We start from the raw sequence: 19498 nt of genomic DNA on the forward strand, positions 1-19498 counted from the left end.
CACATGGAACTATCAAAAGTGCTCCGATGAAGCCTTTGCCGGCATTCTGCCTCAGATAAAAATCCTCAAGGCCAAGGCCGCCTACGCCAAGGGCCGCAAGGTCGTTCCGTCCGCCTTCAGCGACTGGATAGCCCAGCATGTGGACGCCATCAACAAGCCCGCCGACTTCAAGGCCTTCCTGCTGCACTTCGAAGCCGTGGTCGGCTTCTGCTACGGCGAAGGGCTCAAGGATTAACCTCACCTCTCAAAAAAAAGGAATTCCCATGAAGCTCATCAACATACGGCAACTCACCGGCATCATCCGCCTTCGTTCCGGCCTGCACATCGGCGCCGGCAAGGACAGCGTCGAAATCGGCGGCATGGACCAGCCCATCATCAAGGATCCCGTCTCTAAGGAACCCTACATCCCCGGCTCGTCCCTCAAGGGAAAGTTGCGCTCCCTCCTGGAGACTTCGGCCTTCATGCAGAATGAAGGCACCAGAAAAGCCGTCCTCAATGGGCATCCCTGCGACTGCGGCAGGAAGGGCTGCCCGGCCTGCACCATCTTCGGCGCACACGCTGCGCCCCAGGACTGCGAAGACGGACTTGGTCCCACGCGCCTCATCGTGCGCGACGCCACGCTGACGCCCGAATACCGTGAGCTGTTCCAACAAGGTCGCCTGCCCATGGAAGTCAAATACGAAAACATCATCCACCGCGTCAAGGGCGTTGCGGAGCATCCCCGGCCTCTGGAGCGTGTGCCTGCAGGAACCTGCTTCACCCTGAACATGGCCTTCCGCGTCTACGAGGGCGATTCCGAAGATCTGCTCGACAAGGTCTATAAGGGACTGAAACTGATCCAGCTCGATGCCCTGGGCGGGGGCGGTTCCCGCGGCAGCGGACAGGTTGTGTTCGAAGACCTGAAGATAGACGGCCAGCCCGTCGATCTCAACAAGATAACCGTGTTTTAGCGGAGGCCTCATGGCGCTTCACCGCTTTATCCTGCGCCCCCTCTCTGCGTGGGGGACCCCTCTGCGAAGCGACACGCTGACCGGACTTCTGCTCTATCGTCTGGCCGAAGACGAAGGCGAAGACGCGCTGAAGGCGGAACTGGACGCCTTTGAAAACGGCCATGCGCCGTTCGCGCTCTCCTCCGCCATGCCGGAAGGCACGGTCTTTGCCCCGAAGCTGCCCCCGGCGCGGCGGGAGACCTTTGCCCGTCTGACGGCAGAAGGCCGCTTCTGCACAAAGGAAAACCAGCCGCTCAGCCTGTTCGAGGCTCTCACCCAGTACAAGAAATTCCGCAAAAACCGCTTTCTGCCACTGGACGTATGGGAAAGGCACAGTATGGCGCTTTCCGCGGCGGAACTCTTCACCGAGTTCTGCCAGAAGCCGGATCTGTGGCCTGCCACACGCACCGTCTCCAGGCAGGAAATGCACGTCACCCTGAACCGCAGCTCCGGCGCGGCCCTGGAAGGCGGGCTTTTCGTTTCCCGTGCGTTTTGGGCCAAGACCGACATGCGCTTCCACCTCTATGCGGAAACACAGGATTCCCCCCGCCTGCTTGCCCGTCTCAAGCGCATCGGGCAGATCGGCTACGGCCGCGACAGCAGCACCGGCAAGGGCGTGTTCGAGATTGAAGAAGATCCTGCCTTCCAGGCTCCCGCAGCCGACGCTCCGCACAAGCTGCTCCTGTCCGTGCTTTCCTCCGGCGACCTGCACGGGCTGCAGGGCTGGTACGCCACCGAGGTGAAAACAGGCAAGGCAGGCCCGGCCGAAAGCCGCGGCAATCCGTTCAAAAGTCCGTTCCTCTGTGTGCAGGAAGGCGCGGTTCTCACGTCCCTGCCCGCAGGCCCGTACGTCCTGCACGGCATCCACTCCAACCCCGCCATCGTGCAGATAACGCAGCCGCTCACCCTGCCCTGCAAACTTGCGGAGGGAGAAGAAAGCCATGCCTGAAAACAATGATACTCGGTTTTCTCAACGCCGCGACTTGCGGAACGACAAGAGAACCATAGCCGGAAGAACTGAACCCCGGCGCTGGTGCGGTCAGGGCTTCTTCCCTTTTCGTCTGGAAGTGCTCACGCCGGTGTTCATTGGCTCCGGCGATGACCTCTCACCACTGGAATACGTCCTGCGCGAGGAAAAAAACGGCTGGCGGCTCCACAGCATCGACCTCCAGAGCTGGCTCATGGAACACGCCGCGGATACTGCGGTGCAGAACATCATAGCGAGCGGCGATCTCAACCGCATCTACCGTATGCTGGATGAAAAGGTCGATACCGGACGCTTCTCCGTCTTTTCGAGCCGTATCGATGACCCCTCTCTGGCAGAGGAACTGAAGCGCGCCTACACCGGCAATCAGACCCGGCAGAGCGGACAGAAGGGCAAGACCGGCGAGGTACGCGCGGCTCTCCGCAACCCGGCGGACGGCTGCCTCTACATCCCCGGCTCCTCGCTCAAGGGGGCCATCAGCACCCCGCTCATCAACTGGCTGGATAAGCCGGGCGCATCCTCGCTTCGCAGCGACATGGAAAAAGACCCGAAAAGGGGCGTCACGAACCGCCTGCGGGAAATGTTCGGCAGCATTGGCGAACACGCCATGCAGGCGCTCAAGGTTTCCGACGTTTCGGCTTCGCCTTCCGCCGGCGCCGTGGTGCGCGCCCTGGAACGAAGCAAAACGCCTGGAAAGCAGGGAACGCCCAAACCTCCATGTGAAATCATCCTGCCGGGGGAAGACGCCCTGTGGGGCCGGCTGTTCATGGACTGCCCGAAAAAAGCGGTCATCACCCTGCCGGATGGCCAAAGCGTCCCGTTCCGCGAGCTTGTCCGCCTCTGCAATGCCTTTTATACGAAACGCTTTACGGAAGAGCTGGAAAAATTCTACAAGCTCCCCCACTTCAAGGATGTCCACGCGGCGCTGCAGCCCGTGGTATCCAGGGTGCAGGCACTGGACGAAAACTCCATGCTCCTGCGCGTGGGCCATTATTCCCATGTGGAAAGCGTCACGGTAGAGAACAACAAGCCGTTCACCCGCATGGGCAAGAACGGTACCCCCATGCCCTGGGGCACGACCAGAACCCTGGCGGGCGGCAAGCTCCCGTTCGGCTGGATCATCCTGCACTTCTGCAGCCGGGAAGAATACGAACATGGCCTGCGCCAAAGCGAAGAAGCGCGGATGACCGCCGCGGCAAAGCAGCGGGAGGACGCGGAAGAGCGGCGCCGGGTGGCGGCAGAACGCGCGGCTTATGCGGTTCAGCTCCGCCGCCAGCAGGAGGAACGCCACCAGGCCGAAGAACAGAAGAAGGCGGAAGAACGGGCAAGGCAGGAGGAGCTGGCCCGGTGCATGGCCGAACTCTCTCCCGAAGAAGCCCTGATCCTGAAGCTGAAAACCGCCCCTGATGAAGCGCTTTCCATGGAGCTTTTCCGCGAGATGGAGGGCTGGACGCCCGAACTTCAGAAAAAGGCGGCCGAAGCCCTGTGCGGATGCTGGCAGACACTGGGCAAATGGGACGGCAAGCAGTCGAAGAAGCAGGAAGCCAAGATCAAGCGGGTCAAACAGCTCCTTTGAAAAACAGGGTGCGCGAACCTCACGCGCTTTCTGCGCTTCGGAAAAAGTCCTTTTTTTCCCACAGGTTGAAGATGGTGCAGAAAACAGGTTCGCGCATCCTGAAAAACGGCTTTTTCCAACGGAACGATGACAGGCGCTCCGCCCCCGTCCCAAGCCTGACGCCGCTGCATGGAGAGCTTCGCGAAAAGTCATGCCTAACCGACTGAAACCACATGAGATAGGAGGAGAGCTGAAACAACAGACCTGATAAAAGAAGGGATTATGACCCGCTTGACCAGTAAACAGTCATAGTCCATAAGGCGCGTCTTGAAACAACAGACCTGATAAAAGAAGGGATTATGACGTCAATGGACATCAGAGGACTACCCACCCCACAATGAAGAAACAACAGACCTGATAAAAGAAGGGATTATGACCGGCCAGCGCGTGGAACAGACGGAGTGGCACAGTATCGTGGAAACAACAGACCTGATAAAAGAAGGGATTATGACGTAGCATCCAGCGGCGGGTGATGGAGCTTTACGAGATACCCGCGAAACAACAGACCTGATAAAAGAAGGGATTATGACTCATCTGTCCAGTCTTGCTGTCCATGTATATCAAGGACAGAAACAACAGACCTGATAAAAGAAGGGATTATGACTTGTTGGGGTCGGTGAATACCAACACCCGACCCATTAAACTGAAACAACAGACCTGATAAAAGAAGGGATTATGACCCATGTGCGATTGCTTTAGCGACCATCGCCTCAAACTGGAAACAACAGACCTGATAAAAGAAGGGATTATGACGCCCTCTCCCTGGTTAAAGGTTAATCTTTCTTCAACTCCCGAAACAACAGACCTGATAAAAGAAGGGATTATGACTAGCGTGGAGAGTTCTTTTACCTTCCAAGATTTCAAAAAGAAACAACAGACCTGATAAAAGAAGGGATTATGACGCCATGTGTCGCCGCAGCCACTCGGCCTGCTCGGCCGTGATGAAACAACAGACCTGATAAAAGAAGGGATTATGACGAGCCATCGTAGAGATGCTAGCCACTTCGATTTCACTGGAAACAACAGACCTGATAAAAGAAGGGATTATGACGCTATTCGCGTCTTAACTGGATATGCCTTATCTAGCATATAGAAACAACAGACCTGATAAAAGAAGGGATTATGACGCTCGACCCGCTTGACCCAGCGTGTGCCTGCCCCCATCTCGAAACAACAGACCTGATAAAAGAAGGGATTATGACCCTGGGGAAGGTATTACTTAGTAACCCCATACTTAACCGAAACAACAGACCTGATAAAAGAAGGGATTATGACCGTACCATCAGTTCCGGATACTTGAACTTTCCATCCCGCGAAACAACAGACCTGATAAAAGAAGGGATTATGACGCCACAGTACGCTTATTTTTCCTGACAGGCGCATGTGAAACAACAGACCTGATAAAAGAAGGGATTATGACTTCCGTTCGTTTTTGACGGAAAGGGCCTTCACCACCACTCGGAAACAACAGACCTGATAAAAGAAGGGATTATGACCTGACCACACCTCATATCTGGTGAGCCATATCTTCCCCGTTGAAACAACAGACCTGATAAAAGAAGGGATTATGACTCATAGAAGCTATCAAGCGAGTCATAGTGCTTGACCCACTGAAACAACAGACCTGATAAAAGAAGGGATTATGACTGGGAAGAATGTAATCAGGGGACATAAACCCATTCAGAAACAACAGACCTGATAAAAGAAGGGATTATGACGGAAGGTCGTTACTTGGGGTCATAAAGTACTCTATCGAAACAACAGACCTGATAAAAGAAGGGATTATGACCCAAAGGTCTTCATAATATGTGGTAGTCGTACCACGATGGAAACAACAGACCTGATAAAAGAAGGGATTATGACCTTTCCGGACAGTCTCATGAAGCCTGTCCTTTTATAGCATGAAGAAACAACAGACCTGATAAAAGAAGGGATTATGACAGCAGATTGGCTTTGGCTTGAGCAGCATCTCAGCAAAAGAAACAACAGACCTGATAAAAGAAGGGATTATGACAAAACCAGGACCCTCCCCTGTAAGCTTTGAACGTACCTGAAACAACAGACCTGATAAAAGAAGGGATTATGACGGGCACACAAGACGATGTACATGTTAGGAAACACCCGAATAGAAACAACAGACCTGATAAAAGAAGGGATTATGACCCATATCATACTCAATTTTGAGCTGAGTCGGATGTAACCCAGGAAACAACAGACCTGATAAAAGAAGGGATTATGACTCACGGCTAACGGGTGAATATGGCCAACGGTATTTTATGAAACAACAGACCTGATAAAAGAAGGGATTATGACCCATTGAACCTACACTGGTAAGCCAAGCTGTGGGCGATGTCGAAACAACAGACCTGATAAAAGAAGGGATTATGACTGACTCATCCTTCCAGAAGACGTAAATGTCAGACATCCTGAGGAAACAACAGACCTGATAAAAGAAGGGATTATGACGGTAAATCGGCAGGGGTCATAAAGCCAGAGACTCTCCATACGAAACAACAGACCTGATAAAAGAAGGGATTATGACCCTCCCTCCTTCAAATCGCGAGAGGCCCAGGTTGCCACTCGAAACAACAGACCTGATAAAAGAAGGGATTATGACGGCGTGTCTGAGCCCCACCTTTCGTAGTATGTTAACCAACACGAAACAACAGACCTGATAAAAGAAGGGATTATGACCCATTGTTCTTAACAATCGCTGCAGGGCTATCACCCTGTCGAAACAACAGACCTGATAAAAGAAGGGATTATGACGTCTGCCCACACCTCATACTTTGTTAACCAGCACTCCCCTGGAAACAACAGACCTGATAAAAGAAGGGATTATGACGGGGGTAAGACCCCCGCTATTGGTTCTATGTCGTCGACATAGAAACAACAGACCTGATAAAAGAAGGGATTATGACTGAGCGCCGAAGCATCGGATATGTCCTCCTGGCTGCTCATGAAACAACAGACCTGATAAAAGAAGGGATTATGACTCAGCGAACGCCATCGCTGTCTGCCTGCTGACGGCCAAAGTCGAAACAACAGACCTGATAAAAGAAGGGATTATGACGGCGCCATGTGGCACCTTAACCACTCGGCCTGTTCAGGAGAAACAACAGACCTGATAAAAGAAGGGATTATGACGTGATATTCAGAACGCAACATATAAGCACGTTCTTTCATCTTGAAACAACAGACCTGATAAAAGAAGGGATTATGACAGGTCGGACTCATCGTCCGACGAAGCCGAGGCCTCAGCGGAAACAACAGACCTGATAAAAGAAGGGATTATGACCAGATGAAGGCTGGCCACAGCACGCTTAGTTTGCTGGCTAGGAAACAACAGACCTGATAAAAGAAGGGATTATGACGTTTGCGAAGTTGAACTCCGCCGTAAGAGGAATCTCAACTGAAACAACAGACCTGATAAAAGAAGGGATTATGACGCACACCATCTCAACACTGCAATGAGGTCTTGCCTCATACAGGAAACAACAGACCTGATAAAAGAAGGGATTATGACGCGGAGTGCCCCCTCCCAGGTTTTAAGGTTTATTCAGCGTGAAACAACAGACCTGATAAAAGAAGGGATTATGACGCAGCCAACATCTGCGCTAACTGCATGGCAGTTGAATAGCCCACAGTCGAAACAACAGACCTGATAAAAGAAGGGATTATGACTCCTCGGAGCAGTTGCCGAACTTAAATTCGGCTGTGAGGGAAACAACAGACCTGATAAAAGAAGGGATTATGACACGCTTGGCGTTCCAGGGTGCCATGTGATACCGCAACCGAAACAACAGACCTGATAAAAGAAGGGATTATGACGTTAGCAAGGATGGCGTTCACGTTTTCAAGGGCGGCGTTCTGAAACAACAGACCTGATAAAAGAAGGGATTATGACGGGCCTTGGTTAACTTTGTAGCCGCCTTTTCGGCTACGTTGAAACAACAGACCTGATAAAAGAAGGGATTATGACACCCTATCAGCGGCCGCCATACTGAGTATTTCCTCCTCAGTGAAACAACAGACCTGATAAAAGAAGGGATTATGACCCAAAGTGAAACTCTGCCGTGAGGGGTATTTCTACCCCTTCGAAACAACAGACCTGAATAAAGAAGGGATTGCCGGAGCGCGGGAGTGAAGACTTTGCAGCATTCACGAAGCTCCGGTGCGGCCGCAAGTCACGGAGGCTGACCTTTCCTGCTTCCGGGAGGACGGATCATGATCGCCTATGTCACCTCACAGGGTGCGCGCATAGAAAAGGAAGGACGGAGACTCATTGTCCACGGCAAGGACTTCCGGCACATCCTCTTTGCCGCGCATCTGGAACAGCTGGTACTCTTCGGCAACGTGAACATCACCGCTCCGGCCATGTTCACCCTGCTGAAGCAGGAGATTGACACCGTGTTCCTCCGTGCCGACGGGCGCTATATGGGCAGACTGGCGGGACGGGAACCGGCAAACGTCATGCTGCGCAAGAGGCAGTTTGCCCTCTGCGATGATACCGCCTTCAGGGTCAGGGCCGGACGGAGCATTGTTCAGGCAAAAATTCTGAATCAGGCCACGCTGCTTGCCCGCATCAAGCGCGCCAGGAACCGCCCCGCGGCCTCCGTCGCTGCGGACAATCTCCGCAAGTATGCGGCGGAAGCTCTGCACGCCTCCTCCTGCGCCGAGCTGCGGGGCATAGAAGGCCGGGCCGCGGCACTCTACTTCCAGCACCTGCCGCTGGGTTTTCTCAAAGACTGGGGCTTTGAAAGGAGAGTACGCCGTCCGCCCACCGATCCCGTCAACTGCGTCCTGTCCTTCCTGTATACCATGCTGACAAACCGCTGTTATGCGGCTGTCCGCGTGGCAGGACTCGACCCCCAGCCGGGCATTCTGCACGAACTTTCCTATGGACGGGACAGTCTGCCCCTTGACCTCATCGAGGAATTTCGCACCATGCTGGCCGACACGCTCACCCTTTCCCTGTTCAACATGAACATGCTGGACTGGGACGACTTCCGTACCCCTCCGCAAGAGGATCTGCCAGAGGAAACTGAAGAAAACCTGCGTGAAGACGAGACCATGAACCACGTGCTGACCGATCCCCTCGGTGCGATGTCTCCGCAGACGCTCCCAGAGGAAGACAGCCCCGATGCCGAAACTCCGGCGGAGGAACCGTTCTCCGGACAGAGCCGTGCCCTTCTGCTCACAAACAGCGCCATGAAAACCGTCATCACCGCGTTTTCCAAAAAACTGGAGACCTCGTTCCTTCACCCCGTGGCCGGAAAAACCATGACCTATGCCGAGGCCATCATCCATCAGGCGCGCCAGCTCCGCCGCCTCATCGATGGTTCTGCCGATGCCTATACGCCCCTCATGCTGAGGTGAGCCATGCACACCGTCATTGCCTATGATGTCTGCTCCAACAAGAACAGAACACGCATCTTCCACATTCTCCGGGATCTGGGCGTAAACAGCCAGCGTTCCGTCTTTGAATGCGAGCTTACGCTAGAGGAGACCCGCAGTCTGATTCTTCGCCTGGAGGAATATCTTGACCCGAAGAAAGATTCCCTGCTCGTCTACCCCCTGTGCCGGCGCTGCGCCTGCGGCGTCCGCATCCTTGGACAGGGGCTTTCGCTGGTACGCACGGACTGGGAAGTCGTCTGATGTACGAAACCTATCTCATCGCCTACGATATTCGGAACGCTGACCGGCTGCGCAAACTTGCCAGAATCGCTCAGGACTACGGCCTACGGATACAGAAGTCCATTTTCGAGGCCGAACTGCTCCCCTCGGAACTGAAGGACATGGAGTCCCGTATGAAAAAGCTCATCGATCCCAGAGAGGACGGCATCAAGATTTTCCACCTCTGTCAGTCCTGCGAAGCGCGGCGAACGGGTGCGGGACGGGGAAAGCCCGCTCTGCCGGATGCGGCATGGCATGTGTTCTGAAGCGTACCGTCTTGAACCTTTGCGACGTTGGCGATAACCTGCGGATATCTTCAGTCTCTTCCCGGAGGTTCGCATGAAGTTTCCCAAATTCACGCACCATATCTGCCTTGTCTCCGAACAAACCCTGCCCAATTACCTGGGCACCGTCATGCCGGATGCCTCTCCTCAAACCGTACACCTGGTGGTGACGGATCGCATGAAGGAACGGGCGAACATTCTGGAAAAGGCACTCCGGGAACGCGGCATGGCCGTGGAACACTACCCTCTTGCCTCTCCCCGACCGAACGAAATGCTTGCCGTTCTAAACGCCATACGCGAAAAAACACCTTCCGGCTCCCTTGCCGTCAATGTGACGGGCGGAACCAAGGTCATGGCCCTTGCCGCGGTGGAATGGGCCGGCATTCAGGACGAGCATCCATTCCTTTTCTATGTAGATACCGACAGCAAGAAAATTCTTCAGATCGGCGGCAAAATGGACGAGTTCGAGATGACGGTCAAACTCAAGGTAAAGGAACTGCTCAAGGCCGGGGCCGGTGCGTCCCTCAGAGAAAAAACAGGCGAGTCCCTCAACAAGGCAAAGATAGATCTTCTGGATCGTCTGTTGCGCTCGTTTCTGAAACACAACAGCGCTCTTAAACTTTTCAACGACTGCGCCCAAAAAGCGAAAGTACGCCAGTATCCGTATGCGGATATGCCCTCCTCGTGTCCACAGGGATTTATGGAGGCTCTTGACATGGCGAGAGAGGCTGGAAAACTCAGCATCGCGTCAGAGAAAATCATCGATTACCAGTCAGAAGAAAACCGCTCCTGGTGTAACGGCGGCTGGCTGGAACATTTTGTTAAAGCACTCCTTTATAGGATGCAAAGCGATGGAATAATCGATGACTGGGGCAGCAACGTGAAAATCCCGAACGAGCAGAAATCCCTCGGGAAGGCGCTCTCCCCAAACGATAAAAATGAGCTGGACGCCGCGTTCACTGTCGCCAACCGGCTGTTCCTCATCGAATGCAAAACGGCGGATCTGGCCAGGAACAACGCCTTTCCCGATGTCATCTACAAGCTCGACTCACTGAAAAAGAGTCTTGGCGGTGTGCTTTCCCGCGGGATGATCGTTTCCGTCCTCGAACCCCGCCATGCGGACATCCAGCGCTGCGAGGAACTGGGCATCAAACTGGTGTACGGCACGGATGTGCTGAAACTGGAAGATAAACTTAAAAACTGGATAGAAAATGTCCATCGCTGAACCGGCTCTTCTCGTCTGCACGGTGGGCGGAAGCCCCGCCCCCGTCCTTTATGGAATCAAGGCCCACAGGCCGGGGCATGTTCTCTTCGTCTGCTCCAAAGGCTCCGCTGCCTCCGTTGAGGAGCAGATTCTGCCCGCTCTCGAGGCTCGCCCCGCCTGGCGTCTTCTCCTGCTCAGCGATGAACAGGATCTGCTTACCTGTGTCACGGATATCCGCGCGGGGCTCGCAGGCGCGCTTGAAGCCTGGAATCTGCCCCGCGAGACCGCCCTGCTGGGCGATTTTACGGGCGGGACCAAGGTCATGTCCGCTGCGCTGGTCATGGCTCTCATGGAAAGCGATGTGCAGTTCACCTATACCGGAGGCGGCCAGCGTTCCAAAAACGGGCTTGGTGCCGTACAGGACGGCGAAGAACGCACCCTCTTTCTGGCCAATCCCTGGCAGGCACTCTCCTTCGTACACATTCAGCAGATGGCAGACGCCTTCAGCGGCTGCCAGTTCCAGGAAGCGGAAAGACTGGCGCAGATCATCGCCTCCCACGGTGTCCGCCCCGTCTTCTTTTCGGCCCTCGCCCTGCTGTCGCGGGCCTATGGACTCTGGGACGGTTTTTGCTATGCGGAGGCGGCAGAACTGTTTGACAAGGCGCTCCCGCTGCTGGAAAACGCCGCCCCCGCCTCGCTGAAGCCGCTCTTTGAGCAGATGCGCAGCAACGGATTCGCCCTGAAGACGGCGGAGTCCGAACTCCGCGGCTTTCTGAACCGGCAACAGCCCTGCCCGGCGTACCTGCGCGACGTTCTGGCCAACGCCCTGCGCCGAAGGGAACAGGGCCGTTATGACGACGCCGTGGCCCGGCTTTACTCCGTTCTGGAAAAGGCGGCGAAGATCGCCCTGCTCTGCGACTGCGGGCTGGATTCCAGCGCCCTGGCTCCGGAACGGATCCCGCCGCAGTTTCTTGAGGCCACTCCGCTCCTTCCCGGCCGGGACGGAACCCTGTACGTCCCGCTCTTCAAGGCCTACCAGCTCCTCGCCTGCCTGAACCATCCCCTGGGCCTGTGCTTCATGGAACATCAGGAAACCCTGGACAGTCTGCTCCGCGCCAGAAATTTTTCCCTGCTGGCCCACGGCTTCGAACCCGTGACGGAAGAAACCTGCGCCAGGCTTCAGCGCCTGGTCTTCACCTTTCTGAACATCCGTGAACAGGACATCGTGCGCTTTCCCGCCTTGAGCGCCTCAGTCTTAAAATAACGGCGGGAGTGCCCCGCTTCAGCTGCGAAAGCTCCGTCAAGGCCCTGCCAGGGAAGACAAGCCATGTGCGGCACCGGAAGGCGTGGCTAAAGGATATCGTGCATACTCAAAATACCGCTTGGCCGGCCCGCCTCGTCCGTGATGAACAGGCAGGTGATCTTGTGCTCTTCCATGACACCCTGGGCGCGGGCGGTGAGGGCATCGGCATCGATGCACACCGGATGAGGCGTCATGAGGCCGCGGGCCGTGAGGGAAAGGATGTCCGGACCCATGTGGCGGCGCAGGTCGCCGTCGGTGACGATGCCCGTAAGCCGCCCTTCTTCCACAATGCCCACACAGCCGAAGCCCTTGCGCGTCATTTCGGCAAGGACTTCCATGGTGGAAGCCTCCGGCCCGAGGAGAGGCATGGCCGCGCCCGTGTGCATGAGGTCGCGCACCAGGGTCAGCTTGCGGCCCAGCGAACCGCCCGGATGGAAGCGGCGGAAGTCCTCACGGCTGAAGCCGCGGGCGGAAAGCAGACACATGGCCAGGGCGTCCCCCAGGGCCATCTGCACCGTGGTGCTGGTGGTGGGAGCGCAGTCCAGGGGGCAGGCTTCGTGAAGCTGCGGCTGGAGCAGGAGATAATCGCAGTGCCTGCCCAGAAAGCTGTCCGCACTGCGGGTGATGGCCACGATGGGGATGGAGTTCTGCGAAGCGTAGAGCACGATGTCCGTGAGTTCGGCGGTATTGCCGGAATTGGAAATGGCGATCACGGCGTCTTCCTGCGTCAGCATGCCCAGATCGCCGTGGCTGGCCTCGGCGGGGTGGACAAAGTACGCGGGCGTCCCCGTTGAAGCCAGGGTTGCCGCCACCTTGCGGGCGACGTGGCCGCTCTTGCCCATGCCCGTGACGGCGATGCGGCCCTTGAGGTGAAGCAGGCAGTCCACGGTCTTCTCAAAGGTCTCGTCCAGCTCATCCGCCAGAACGTTCAGAGCCTCCGCCTCACTGCGCAGCACCTGACGCGCTTCCTCAAGGTAGTTCATCGTCATCCCCGCGCGGCCAGGATTCGCCGCACTGTTTCAAGGTCTTCCGGGGTATCCACGCCCGGCCCGGTGGGCGCTGTTTCCAGGACGCGGATGCTCAGCCCCGCCTGAAGCACGCGGAGCTGTTCCAGCTTTTCCGTCTGTTCCAGGGGCGAGGGCGGCAGAGAGCCAAAGGAGAGGAGCAGCCCGCGCCGGTAGGCATAAATGCCAACGTGTCCGAAATACTGCGGAGCCGCTCCGCCCGGGCGGGGATAGGGTATGGGGCTGCGGCTGAAATACAAGGCGTCGCCGTTATGCGCCATGACCACCTTGACCAGGTTGGGATCCTGCGCCTGCTCCCGGCTCACGGGGCAGCAGAGCGTGGCCATCTGAAGTTCCGGCTCGTCCGCCATGACCCGCGCCAGCCGTTCTATGGCCTGCGGATCCAGGAGCGGCTCATCGCCCTGAACATTGACGTATACGTCCGCCTCGTGCCGCTTTGCCACTTCGATAAGGCGATCCGACCCTGACGGGCAGTCGGGGCTGGTCATGCAGGCCGCTCCGCCGAAGGCGGTCACGGCGTCCAGGATGCGCTGATCGTCGGTGGCGACCAGCACTTCCCGAAACAGAGAGACACTGCGCACCCGCTCATAGACGTGCTGGATCATGGGCTTGCCGCAGATATCCACCAGCGGCTTTCCGGGAAGGCGCGTGGACGCGTAGCGTGCGGGAATGACGGCGATGATGTCCATCAGTACTCCTTGGCCAGGCGGTCAAATGCTTTCAGCATGGACAGAAAGCGGGGAAGATCCTTCAGGGCCAGCATGTTCGGGCCGTCGCAGGGGGCCTTGTCCGGGTCGGGATGCACTTCCATGAACACCCCGGCCACGCCCACGGAAACGGCTGCGCGGGCAAGTACGGGCACAAACTCCCGCTGCCCTCCGCTGCACGTTCCCTGCGCGCCGGGGAGCTGGACGCAGTGCGTGGCATCAAAGACCACGGGGCCGAAGCGCTTCATGATCTCAAGCCCGCGCATGTCCACCACGAGATTGCCGTAGCCGAAGCTGGTTCCGCGCTCGCACAGGGAAATCCGCTCGTTGCCCGTTGAGCGTGCCTTGGCGACCACGTTTTCCATCTCCCAGGGGGCGAGGAACTGCCCCTTCTTGATGTTCACGGGCTTGCCTGTGGAAGCCGCAGCCAGGATGAGATCCGTTTGACGGCAGAGAAAGGCCGGCGTCTGGAGGAAATCCGCGACTTCAGCCACGGGCGCGGCCTGCTCCGCCGTGTGGATGTCGGTAAGCACGGGCACACCGCGGCTGTCCCGCACCTCCGCCAGGATGGAAAGCCCCTCTGCCATGCCCACGCCGCGGAAGCCGGAGCCGGAACTGCGGTTGGCCTTGTCAAAGCTGGACTTGTAGATGAAGGGCACACCAGCGGCGGCGAAAATTTCCTTGAGCGCTGCGGAAACTTCCAGCGCGTGGGAGCGGCTTTCGATGGCGCACGGCCCGGCGATGAAGAAAAGCGGTGCGGCGTTATCCGCCGTGATATACGGCCGGCCGTGAAATTCCAGAGTAAACATACTGGCTCCTGCCCGTCAGACGACTAAAAAAGGGGACTGGACGCCAAGCATAGCTCAGCGCCCCTGCGACTTCAAGAGGGTGGGAAAAGGGAGGGAAAGCGAAAAAGGCGGGAAAGACAGAAAGGCATCTTGTTTTCCTGCCGGAAAACGCCAAAGGCAGCCGAACTTCCAGTTCGGCGAAAGGCCTCTTTCAGCCACTTCCCTAACCGCCGGAGGCACGAGCGTCAGCGAGCTGATAGCGAAGGCGGCGTGTTTGTCCGAACATAGCCGGCAAACATGGTCACGCCGCCGAAGCGGGGTAATCGCGCGAGCGTCAGCGAGCTGATAGCGAAGGCGGCGTGTTTGTCCGAACATAGCCGGCAAACATGGTCACACCGCCGGAGCGGGGTCAATCGCGTCGCTCCAAACGCGCTGCCGCGTGTGCCTCCGGCGGTTAATGGACGGGATTAGAAGCGTTTCAGGACCGCCGCCAGCGCCTTCTTGAGCGGTTCCCTGATCTGCTCGTCCTTGAGTCCGAAGTAGGTACAGGCCGTCAGGTAATCCACCCAGTCTCCGGCATCGAAGCGGTGCCCCTTCATCTTCACGGCCAGCATACCCTTTTCCTTCATGTAGGCAGCCAGCGCGTCCGTAAGCTGGATCTCTCCGCCCCGGCCCGGCTTCTGCCTCATGATATAGTCAAAGATCTCGCTCGGCAGCACATAGCGGCCCACGATGGCCAGTCGCGAATCCATGGTGCCCAGCGCCGGCTTTTCCACCATGTCGGTAATGCGGAACACACCCTCGGCAATTTCCGTACCCGCGACCATGCCGTACTTATCTATCTTATCCGCTGGGACTTCCATCACGCCGATGGCCGGCATCTGGTACTTCTCGGCAGCGTCCACAAGCTGGACAAGGCCCGCGTCGTCGCCCACGATGAAGTCATCACCCACCATGACGGCAAAAAAGTCTTCGCGGATCATGTTTCTGGCACAGCCCACGGCGTGGCCGAGACCGCGCTGTTCCTTCTGCCGCACAGACATGACATCCACCATGGCAGCGACGTTCCGCACCGCTTCGAGCTGTTTGGTCTTGCCTTCTCTCTCCAGCAGTTCTTCCAGCTCCACGCTGCGGTCAAAATAGTCCTCGACCACGCTCTTGTGGCGGTTCGTCACGAAGACAACATCGTGAATCCCTGCGCGCACGGCCTCTTCCACAACGTACTGAATCACAGGCTTGTCGAAAATCGGAAGCATTTCCTTGGGGATGTTCTTGCTGGCAGGAAGGGAACGCGTACCCCATCCGGCGACGGGGAGAATGACTTTGCTTATTTTCATAATACCCTCGTATCACAGCCGCATCCGGCCTTTCTTCTGTACACGCAAGGCCCGGCGCTCCTGCTGTCCATACAGAGACAGCCCTTGTCCTGAAAGACGTCCGCCTTGCAGTTCCTGCTTTATCACAATTTTGTTTCCTTCTCAATCACTTCAAGGAAGTAAATACAGGGAAACGTCTTTTTCCTATGCCGCCGAAGCGCGGAAGAGCGCCGAAGTTCCGTCCTTGCGTCCCGGCCCGGCTTGTCGTAACATAGCGTTGTCTGCGGCTCCCCGTACAAAGGAAGGTTGAACATGAGTTTTCTCAAGGCAAGCACCAGCTTCACCCGCTTCCGCATCCTCGACAGCGTCCCCGATGAGCTGTGGGCCGCCGTTCCGGAAAAGCTGCGCCAGTTCGCGTTCATGGACATCGACGACATTGCCGAGGAACGCTCCTTCGGCTGGACGAACTTCGACGACATGCTCGATACCAAATGGCAGCAGTCCCCGCCGGAAAAGGCCGGATACCTGACCTTTTCCCTGCGTCTGGAGACCCGCCGCATCCCTCCGTCCGTGCTTCGCAAGCATACGCGCCTTGCCCTGCGCGCCGAGGAGGAACGCCTCCGGGCACAGGGGAAAAAGTTCATCGCCCGCGAGCGCAAAAAGGAAATCGCCGAACAGGTGAAACTCCGGCTCATGGGACGCTTCCTGCCCATCCCCGCGGAATTTCAGGTGATCTGGAACATGACTTCGCAGGAAGTGTACTTTGCCTCCACGCAGACCAAAATGATCGAGATGTTCGCTGACCTCTTCGCGCGCTGCTTCGAGCTGAGGCTGGAGCAGCTCATGCCCTACGCCCTGGCCCTTCGGCTGTGCGAGGAAGACAGCGTGAAAGCCCTCGACGGCGTGGAATCGACCAGCTTTGTCTGATGCGCACAAGCGTTCCCCTGTTTTGACGGCGCGTTTCGCGCTTTGAGGTAGATTTTCATGGCAGATGCAGGCTATATCGGCGAAAACACGGATCTCGTCCTGGGGCAGGAATTTCTCACCTGGCTGTGGTTCCGCAGCGAAACCGGCAATATCTTCCGCATGGAACATTCTGAAAACAGCGATCCCTTCAGCGTGAGCATGGAACAGCGCATCGTTGTGCGCGGCGGTGAGGGAGAAAATCAGGAAACCGCCACCGTGTCCGGCTCCTTCTCCCCTCTGCGCGAGGCGCGGCTGGGTCTGCTCACCGGCAAACAGGTGGTGCGCTGTCTGGTGCGTCTGGAAAAGGACGGGCAGGCATGGCTCGTCACCCTGAAGGCCGAAGACTTCAGTATCAATTCCCTGCGCACGCCGCCCATCTCCAGGGAAGATGAAGCGGAAGACCCGGACGCGCTCTTTCTGGAAAAGGTCTACCTTATCGAGCAGGGCCTCGCCATGTTCGATGAGATGTACAGGCAGTTTCTGGAAGTACGCCTGGAACCTGCCCGCTGGATGCGGGAAGTTAAAGCCGTGGCTGAATGGATGCGGCACGATGTCAGCCAGGGCGCGATGCAGCCCCAGGTCTAGTCCATGAACGCGGCTCCTGGCGATTCCCGCTGGAAAACTCTGCTCCTGCGCGCCTTCCGCAAGCTGGTCTGGATGCTCCTCGTCCTCTGGGGCATCACGCTGGTGAGCTTTTTCGTCATCCATCTGGCCCCAGGTACACCCACGGACATGCAGACCAGTCTCAACCCGCTGGCCGGAGATCTGGTGCGGGAGAGGCTCAACGCCCTCTACGGGCTCGACCGCCCGCTCTGGGAACAGTATGTGGACTGGCTCTCCCGCCTCGTCCACCTGGACTTCGGACTCTCCCTCTCCACGGACGCTCGGCCCGTCATCGACAAAATCATGGAGCGTATGCCGCTCACCGTGGGCATGAACGTGATTTCGCTTCTGCTCACCCTGCTCATTTCCATCCCCACAGGCATAGTCTCCGCCGTCAGGCGCGGCTCCTTCTTCGACCGTACCCTCACCGTGCTGGTCTTCCTCGGCTTCGCCATGCCCAGCTTCTGGCTGGCCATGCTGCTTATGCTCTTCTTCGGCATCGACCTCGGCTGGCTCCCGCTCTCCGGCATCACCTCGCTGGACTACGCGCAGCTCAGCCCTCTGGGAAAAATGCTCGACCTCTCCAAACATCTCGTGCTGCCCGTCCTCGTGGGGCTGGTGGGCAGCATTGCCGGGACCTCCCGCTTCCTACGCTCCTCCATGCTTGAAGTTCTCCGGCAGGACTACATGACCACAGCGCGCGCCAAGGGGCTTCCGCCACGCCTTGTCATCGGCCGCCACGCCCTGCGCAATGCCCTGCTGCCGGTGATCACCATGCTGGGGCTTTCCGTGCCGGGACTCATCGGCGGCAGTGTCATCATCGAAACCATCTTTGCTCTGCCCGGACTGGGGCAGCTCTTCTACAGCGCTGTCATGGCCCGCGACTATCCGCTCATCATGGGCAACCTCGTCCTCGGCGCGGTGCTCACCCTGCTCGGCAACATGCTGGCTGACGCTGGCTACGGCCTTGCCGACCCGCGCATCCGTACCTCCACAACCAGCGGAGGCCGCTCATGAGACTTGAACTCCGCCGGCATGGCATGTTCCTCACCGGACTTGCCATCGTTCTGACCATGAGCCTGCTGGCACTCCTTGCGCCGTGGCTCGCACCCTTTGACCCTGCGGCTCTGGATCTGGACAGCATACTCATGCCCCCATCCTCCGAACATCTTCTGGGCACTGACGCCCTGGGGCGCGATGTTTTCTCCCGTCTGCTCTACGGTGCACGGGTGTCACTCTGGGTAGGCTTCGTCGCCGTGGGTATATCCACGGCCATAGGCGTGGCTCTTGGGCTGATTTCCGGCTATTTCGGCGGCTGGACAGACGAACTCATCATGCGCGGCGTGGACGTCATGCTCTGCTTTCCGTCCTTCTTCCTCATCCTTGCCGTTATCGCCTTTCTGGAACCCAGCCTGACCAACATCATGGCCGTCATCGGTCTGACCTCGTGGATGGGTGTGGCCAGGCTGGTTCGCGCCGAAACCCTCAGCCTGCGGGAGCGGGACTTTGTGGCTGCCTCGCGTCTGGCGGGAGCCAGTTCCGTCCGCCTCCTCCTCGTCCACGTTCTGCCCAACGCACTGGCCCCGGTGCTGGTCTCCGCCACACTGGGCGTGGCCGGAGCCATCCTGGTGGAATCATCGCTCAGCTTTCTCGGCCTCGGCGTCCAGCCCCCGGACGCGAGCTGGGGCAACATGCTCATGGACGGCAAGAGCGTGCTGGAAATCGCACCGTGGCTGTCCCTCTACCCTGGACTGTCCATACTCATCACGGTTCTCGGCTACAACCTGCTCGGCGAAAGCCTGCGGGATATCCTCGACCCCAGGCTCAGGGAACGAAGCTGACCGGCGTTTTCCAGCCCAGCTTCAGGCGGACGGAACGGAAGTCTGCTCCAGAGAACACTGCATCCACAAGAGTCCCGTCACCTCGTCGCCCACCTGTGGGACGTAGCCGTTCAGGACGTGGGCTGAAGCGTAGAGAAAGCCCGGCTGCCCCTGCCCGTCCCCACCGGAAAAAAGCGTGCGGATGCGCACATAGGCG

Annotated in this window: 17 protein-coding genes and 1 CRISPR repeat array; of the genes, 13 read left to right on the forward strand and 4 right to left on the reverse strand. The window is 57.6% G+C overall.

What is annotated here, in order from left to right; all coding sequences use genetic code 11:
• The 9 genes from csm2 to Q0Z94_RS07505 all read left to right on the forward strand — a co-directional run.
• Positions 1–235: type III-A CRISPR-associated protein Csm2 (gene csm2, locus Q0Z94_RS07465; RefSeq protein ID WP_298068389.1), on the forward strand; the 235-nt coding region annotated here is incomplete at its 5' end.
• Positions 236–263: 28 nt separating this feature from the next.
• On the forward strand, positions 264–950 hold the full coding sequence (csm3, locus tag Q0Z94_RS07470) for a type III-A CRISPR-associated RAMP protein Csm3 (RefSeq protein WP_298068390.1): 687 nt from the start codon (positions 264–266) through the stop codon (positions 948–950).
• A 10-nt stretch (positions 951–960) separates the two neighbouring features.
• Positions 961–1938: a hypothetical protein gene (locus tag Q0Z94_RS07475; RefSeq protein ID WP_298068391.1), complete on the forward strand. Its 978-nt coding sequence runs from the start codon at positions 961–963 to the stop codon at positions 1936–1938.
• Complete coding sequence (locus tag Q0Z94_RS07480) at positions 1931–3550, forward strand: RAMP superfamily CRISPR-associated protein (RefSeq protein WP_298068392.1); 1620 nt, start codon at positions 1931–1933, stop codon at positions 3548–3550. Before Q0Z94_RS07475 ends, Q0Z94_RS07480 begins: the two co-directional genes overlap by 8 nt.
• A 231-nt stretch (positions 3551–3781) precedes the next feature.
• A CRISPR array of direct repeats spans positions 3782–7723; the repeat unit is 35 nt; unit sequence GAAACAACAGACCTGATAAAAGAAGGGATTATGAC.
• 93 nt (positions 7724–7816) lie between these two features.
• Positions 7817–8968 (forward strand): CRISPR-associated endonuclease Cas1, encoded by a 1152-nt coding sequence (gene cas1 / locus Q0Z94_RS07485; protein ID WP_298068393.1) that lies wholly within the window; start codon positions 7817–7819, stop codon positions 8966–8968.
• A gap of 3 nt (positions 8969–8971) precedes the next feature.
• Entirely contained in the window at positions 8972–9247 is a 276-nt protein-coding gene (cas2, locus tag Q0Z94_RS07490) for a CRISPR-associated endonuclease Cas2 (RefSeq protein ID WP_298068394.1), read from the forward strand.
• Positions 9247–9531 carry a CRISPR-associated endonuclease Cas2 gene (gene cas2 / locus Q0Z94_RS07495; protein WP_298068395.1) on the forward strand — a complete coding sequence of 95 codons (285 nt, stop codon included), beginning with the start codon at positions 9247–9249 and terminating at the stop codon, positions 9529–9531. Before cas2 (Q0Z94_RS07490) ends, cas2 (Q0Z94_RS07495) begins: the two co-directional genes overlap by 1 nt.
• A 73-nt stretch (positions 9532–9604) precedes the next feature.
• Complete coding sequence (locus tag Q0Z94_RS07500; protein WP_298068396.1) at positions 9605–10774, forward strand: DUF1887 family CARF protein; 1170 nt, start codon at positions 9605–9607, stop codon at positions 10772–10774.
• Complete coding sequence (locus Q0Z94_RS07505; protein ID WP_298068397.1) at positions 10761–12017, forward strand: TIGR02710 family CRISPR-associated CARF protein; 1257 nt, start codon at positions 10761–10763, stop codon at positions 12015–12017. The genes Q0Z94_RS07500 and Q0Z94_RS07505 overlap by 14 nt, the downstream gene beginning before the upstream one ends.
• An 86-nt stretch (positions 12018–12103) precedes the next feature.
• Here Q0Z94_RS07505 and Q0Z94_RS07510 read toward each other — a convergent pair whose 3' ends face one another.
• From Q0Z94_RS07510 to galU, 4 genes are all read right to left on the reverse strand, one after another.
• Positions 12104–13039: a KpsF/GutQ family sugar-phosphate isomerase gene (locus Q0Z94_RS07510; RefSeq protein ID WP_298068398.1), complete on the reverse strand. Its 936-nt coding sequence runs from the start codon at positions 13037–13039 to the stop codon at positions 12104–12106.
• Between the two features lie 2 nt (positions 13040–13041).
• Positions 13042–13770 carry a 3-deoxy-manno-octulosonate cytidylyltransferase gene (gene kdsB / locus Q0Z94_RS07515; RefSeq protein ID WP_298068399.1) on the reverse strand — a complete coding sequence of 243 codons (729 nt, stop codon included), beginning with the start codon at positions 13768–13770 and terminating at the stop codon, positions 13042–13044.
• Complete coding sequence (gene kdsA, locus Q0Z94_RS07520) at positions 13770–14597, reverse strand: 3-deoxy-8-phosphooctulonate synthase (RefSeq protein WP_298068400.1); 828 nt, start codon at positions 14595–14597, stop codon at positions 13770–13772. Before kdsA ends, kdsB begins: the two co-directional genes overlap by 1 nt.
• Before the next feature lie 446 nt (positions 14598–15043).
• Complete coding sequence (gene galU / locus Q0Z94_RS07525; RefSeq protein ID WP_298068401.1) at positions 15044–15913, reverse strand: UTP--glucose-1-phosphate uridylyltransferase GalU; 870 nt, start codon at positions 15911–15913, stop codon at positions 15044–15046.
• Positions 15914–16204: 291 nt separating this feature from the next.
• On the opposite strand from galU, the gene rdgC reads away from it, so the two are divergent.
• Genes rdgC through Q0Z94_RS07545 form a run of 4 tightly spaced genes read left to right on the forward strand, consistent with a single transcriptional unit; the run spans position 16205 to position 19302 of the window.
• A complete protein-coding gene (gene rdgC, locus Q0Z94_RS07530) occupies positions 16205–16819 on the forward strand; it encodes a recombination-associated protein RdgC (RefSeq protein ID WP_298068402.1) in 615 nt (204 codons plus the stop codon).
• Positions 16820–16876: 57 nt separating this feature from the next.
• Entirely contained in the window at positions 16877–17443 is a 567-nt protein-coding gene (locus Q0Z94_RS07535) for a hypothetical protein (protein ID WP_298068403.1), read from the forward strand.
• Positions 17444–17446: 3 nt separating this feature from the next.
• Positions 17447–18478, forward strand: a complete 1032-nt coding sequence (locus tag Q0Z94_RS07540; RefSeq protein WP_298068404.1) for an ABC transporter permease — start codon at positions 17447–17449, stop codon at positions 18476–18478.
• The gene (locus Q0Z94_RS07545; RefSeq protein WP_298068405.1) at positions 18475–19302 is read left to right on the forward strand and encodes an ABC transporter permease; all 828 of its coding nucleotides are present in this window, start codon (positions 18475–18477) and stop codon (positions 19300–19302) included. The genes Q0Z94_RS07540 and Q0Z94_RS07545 overlap by 4 nt, the downstream gene beginning before the upstream one ends.
• Positions 19303–19498 lie beyond the last annotated feature (196 nt).

Origin of the sequence: uncultured Mailhella sp. (assembly GCF_947631555.1) — a bacterium.
Lineage (GTDB): Bacteria > Desulfobacterota > Desulfovibrionia > Desulfovibrionales > Desulfovibrionaceae > Mailhella.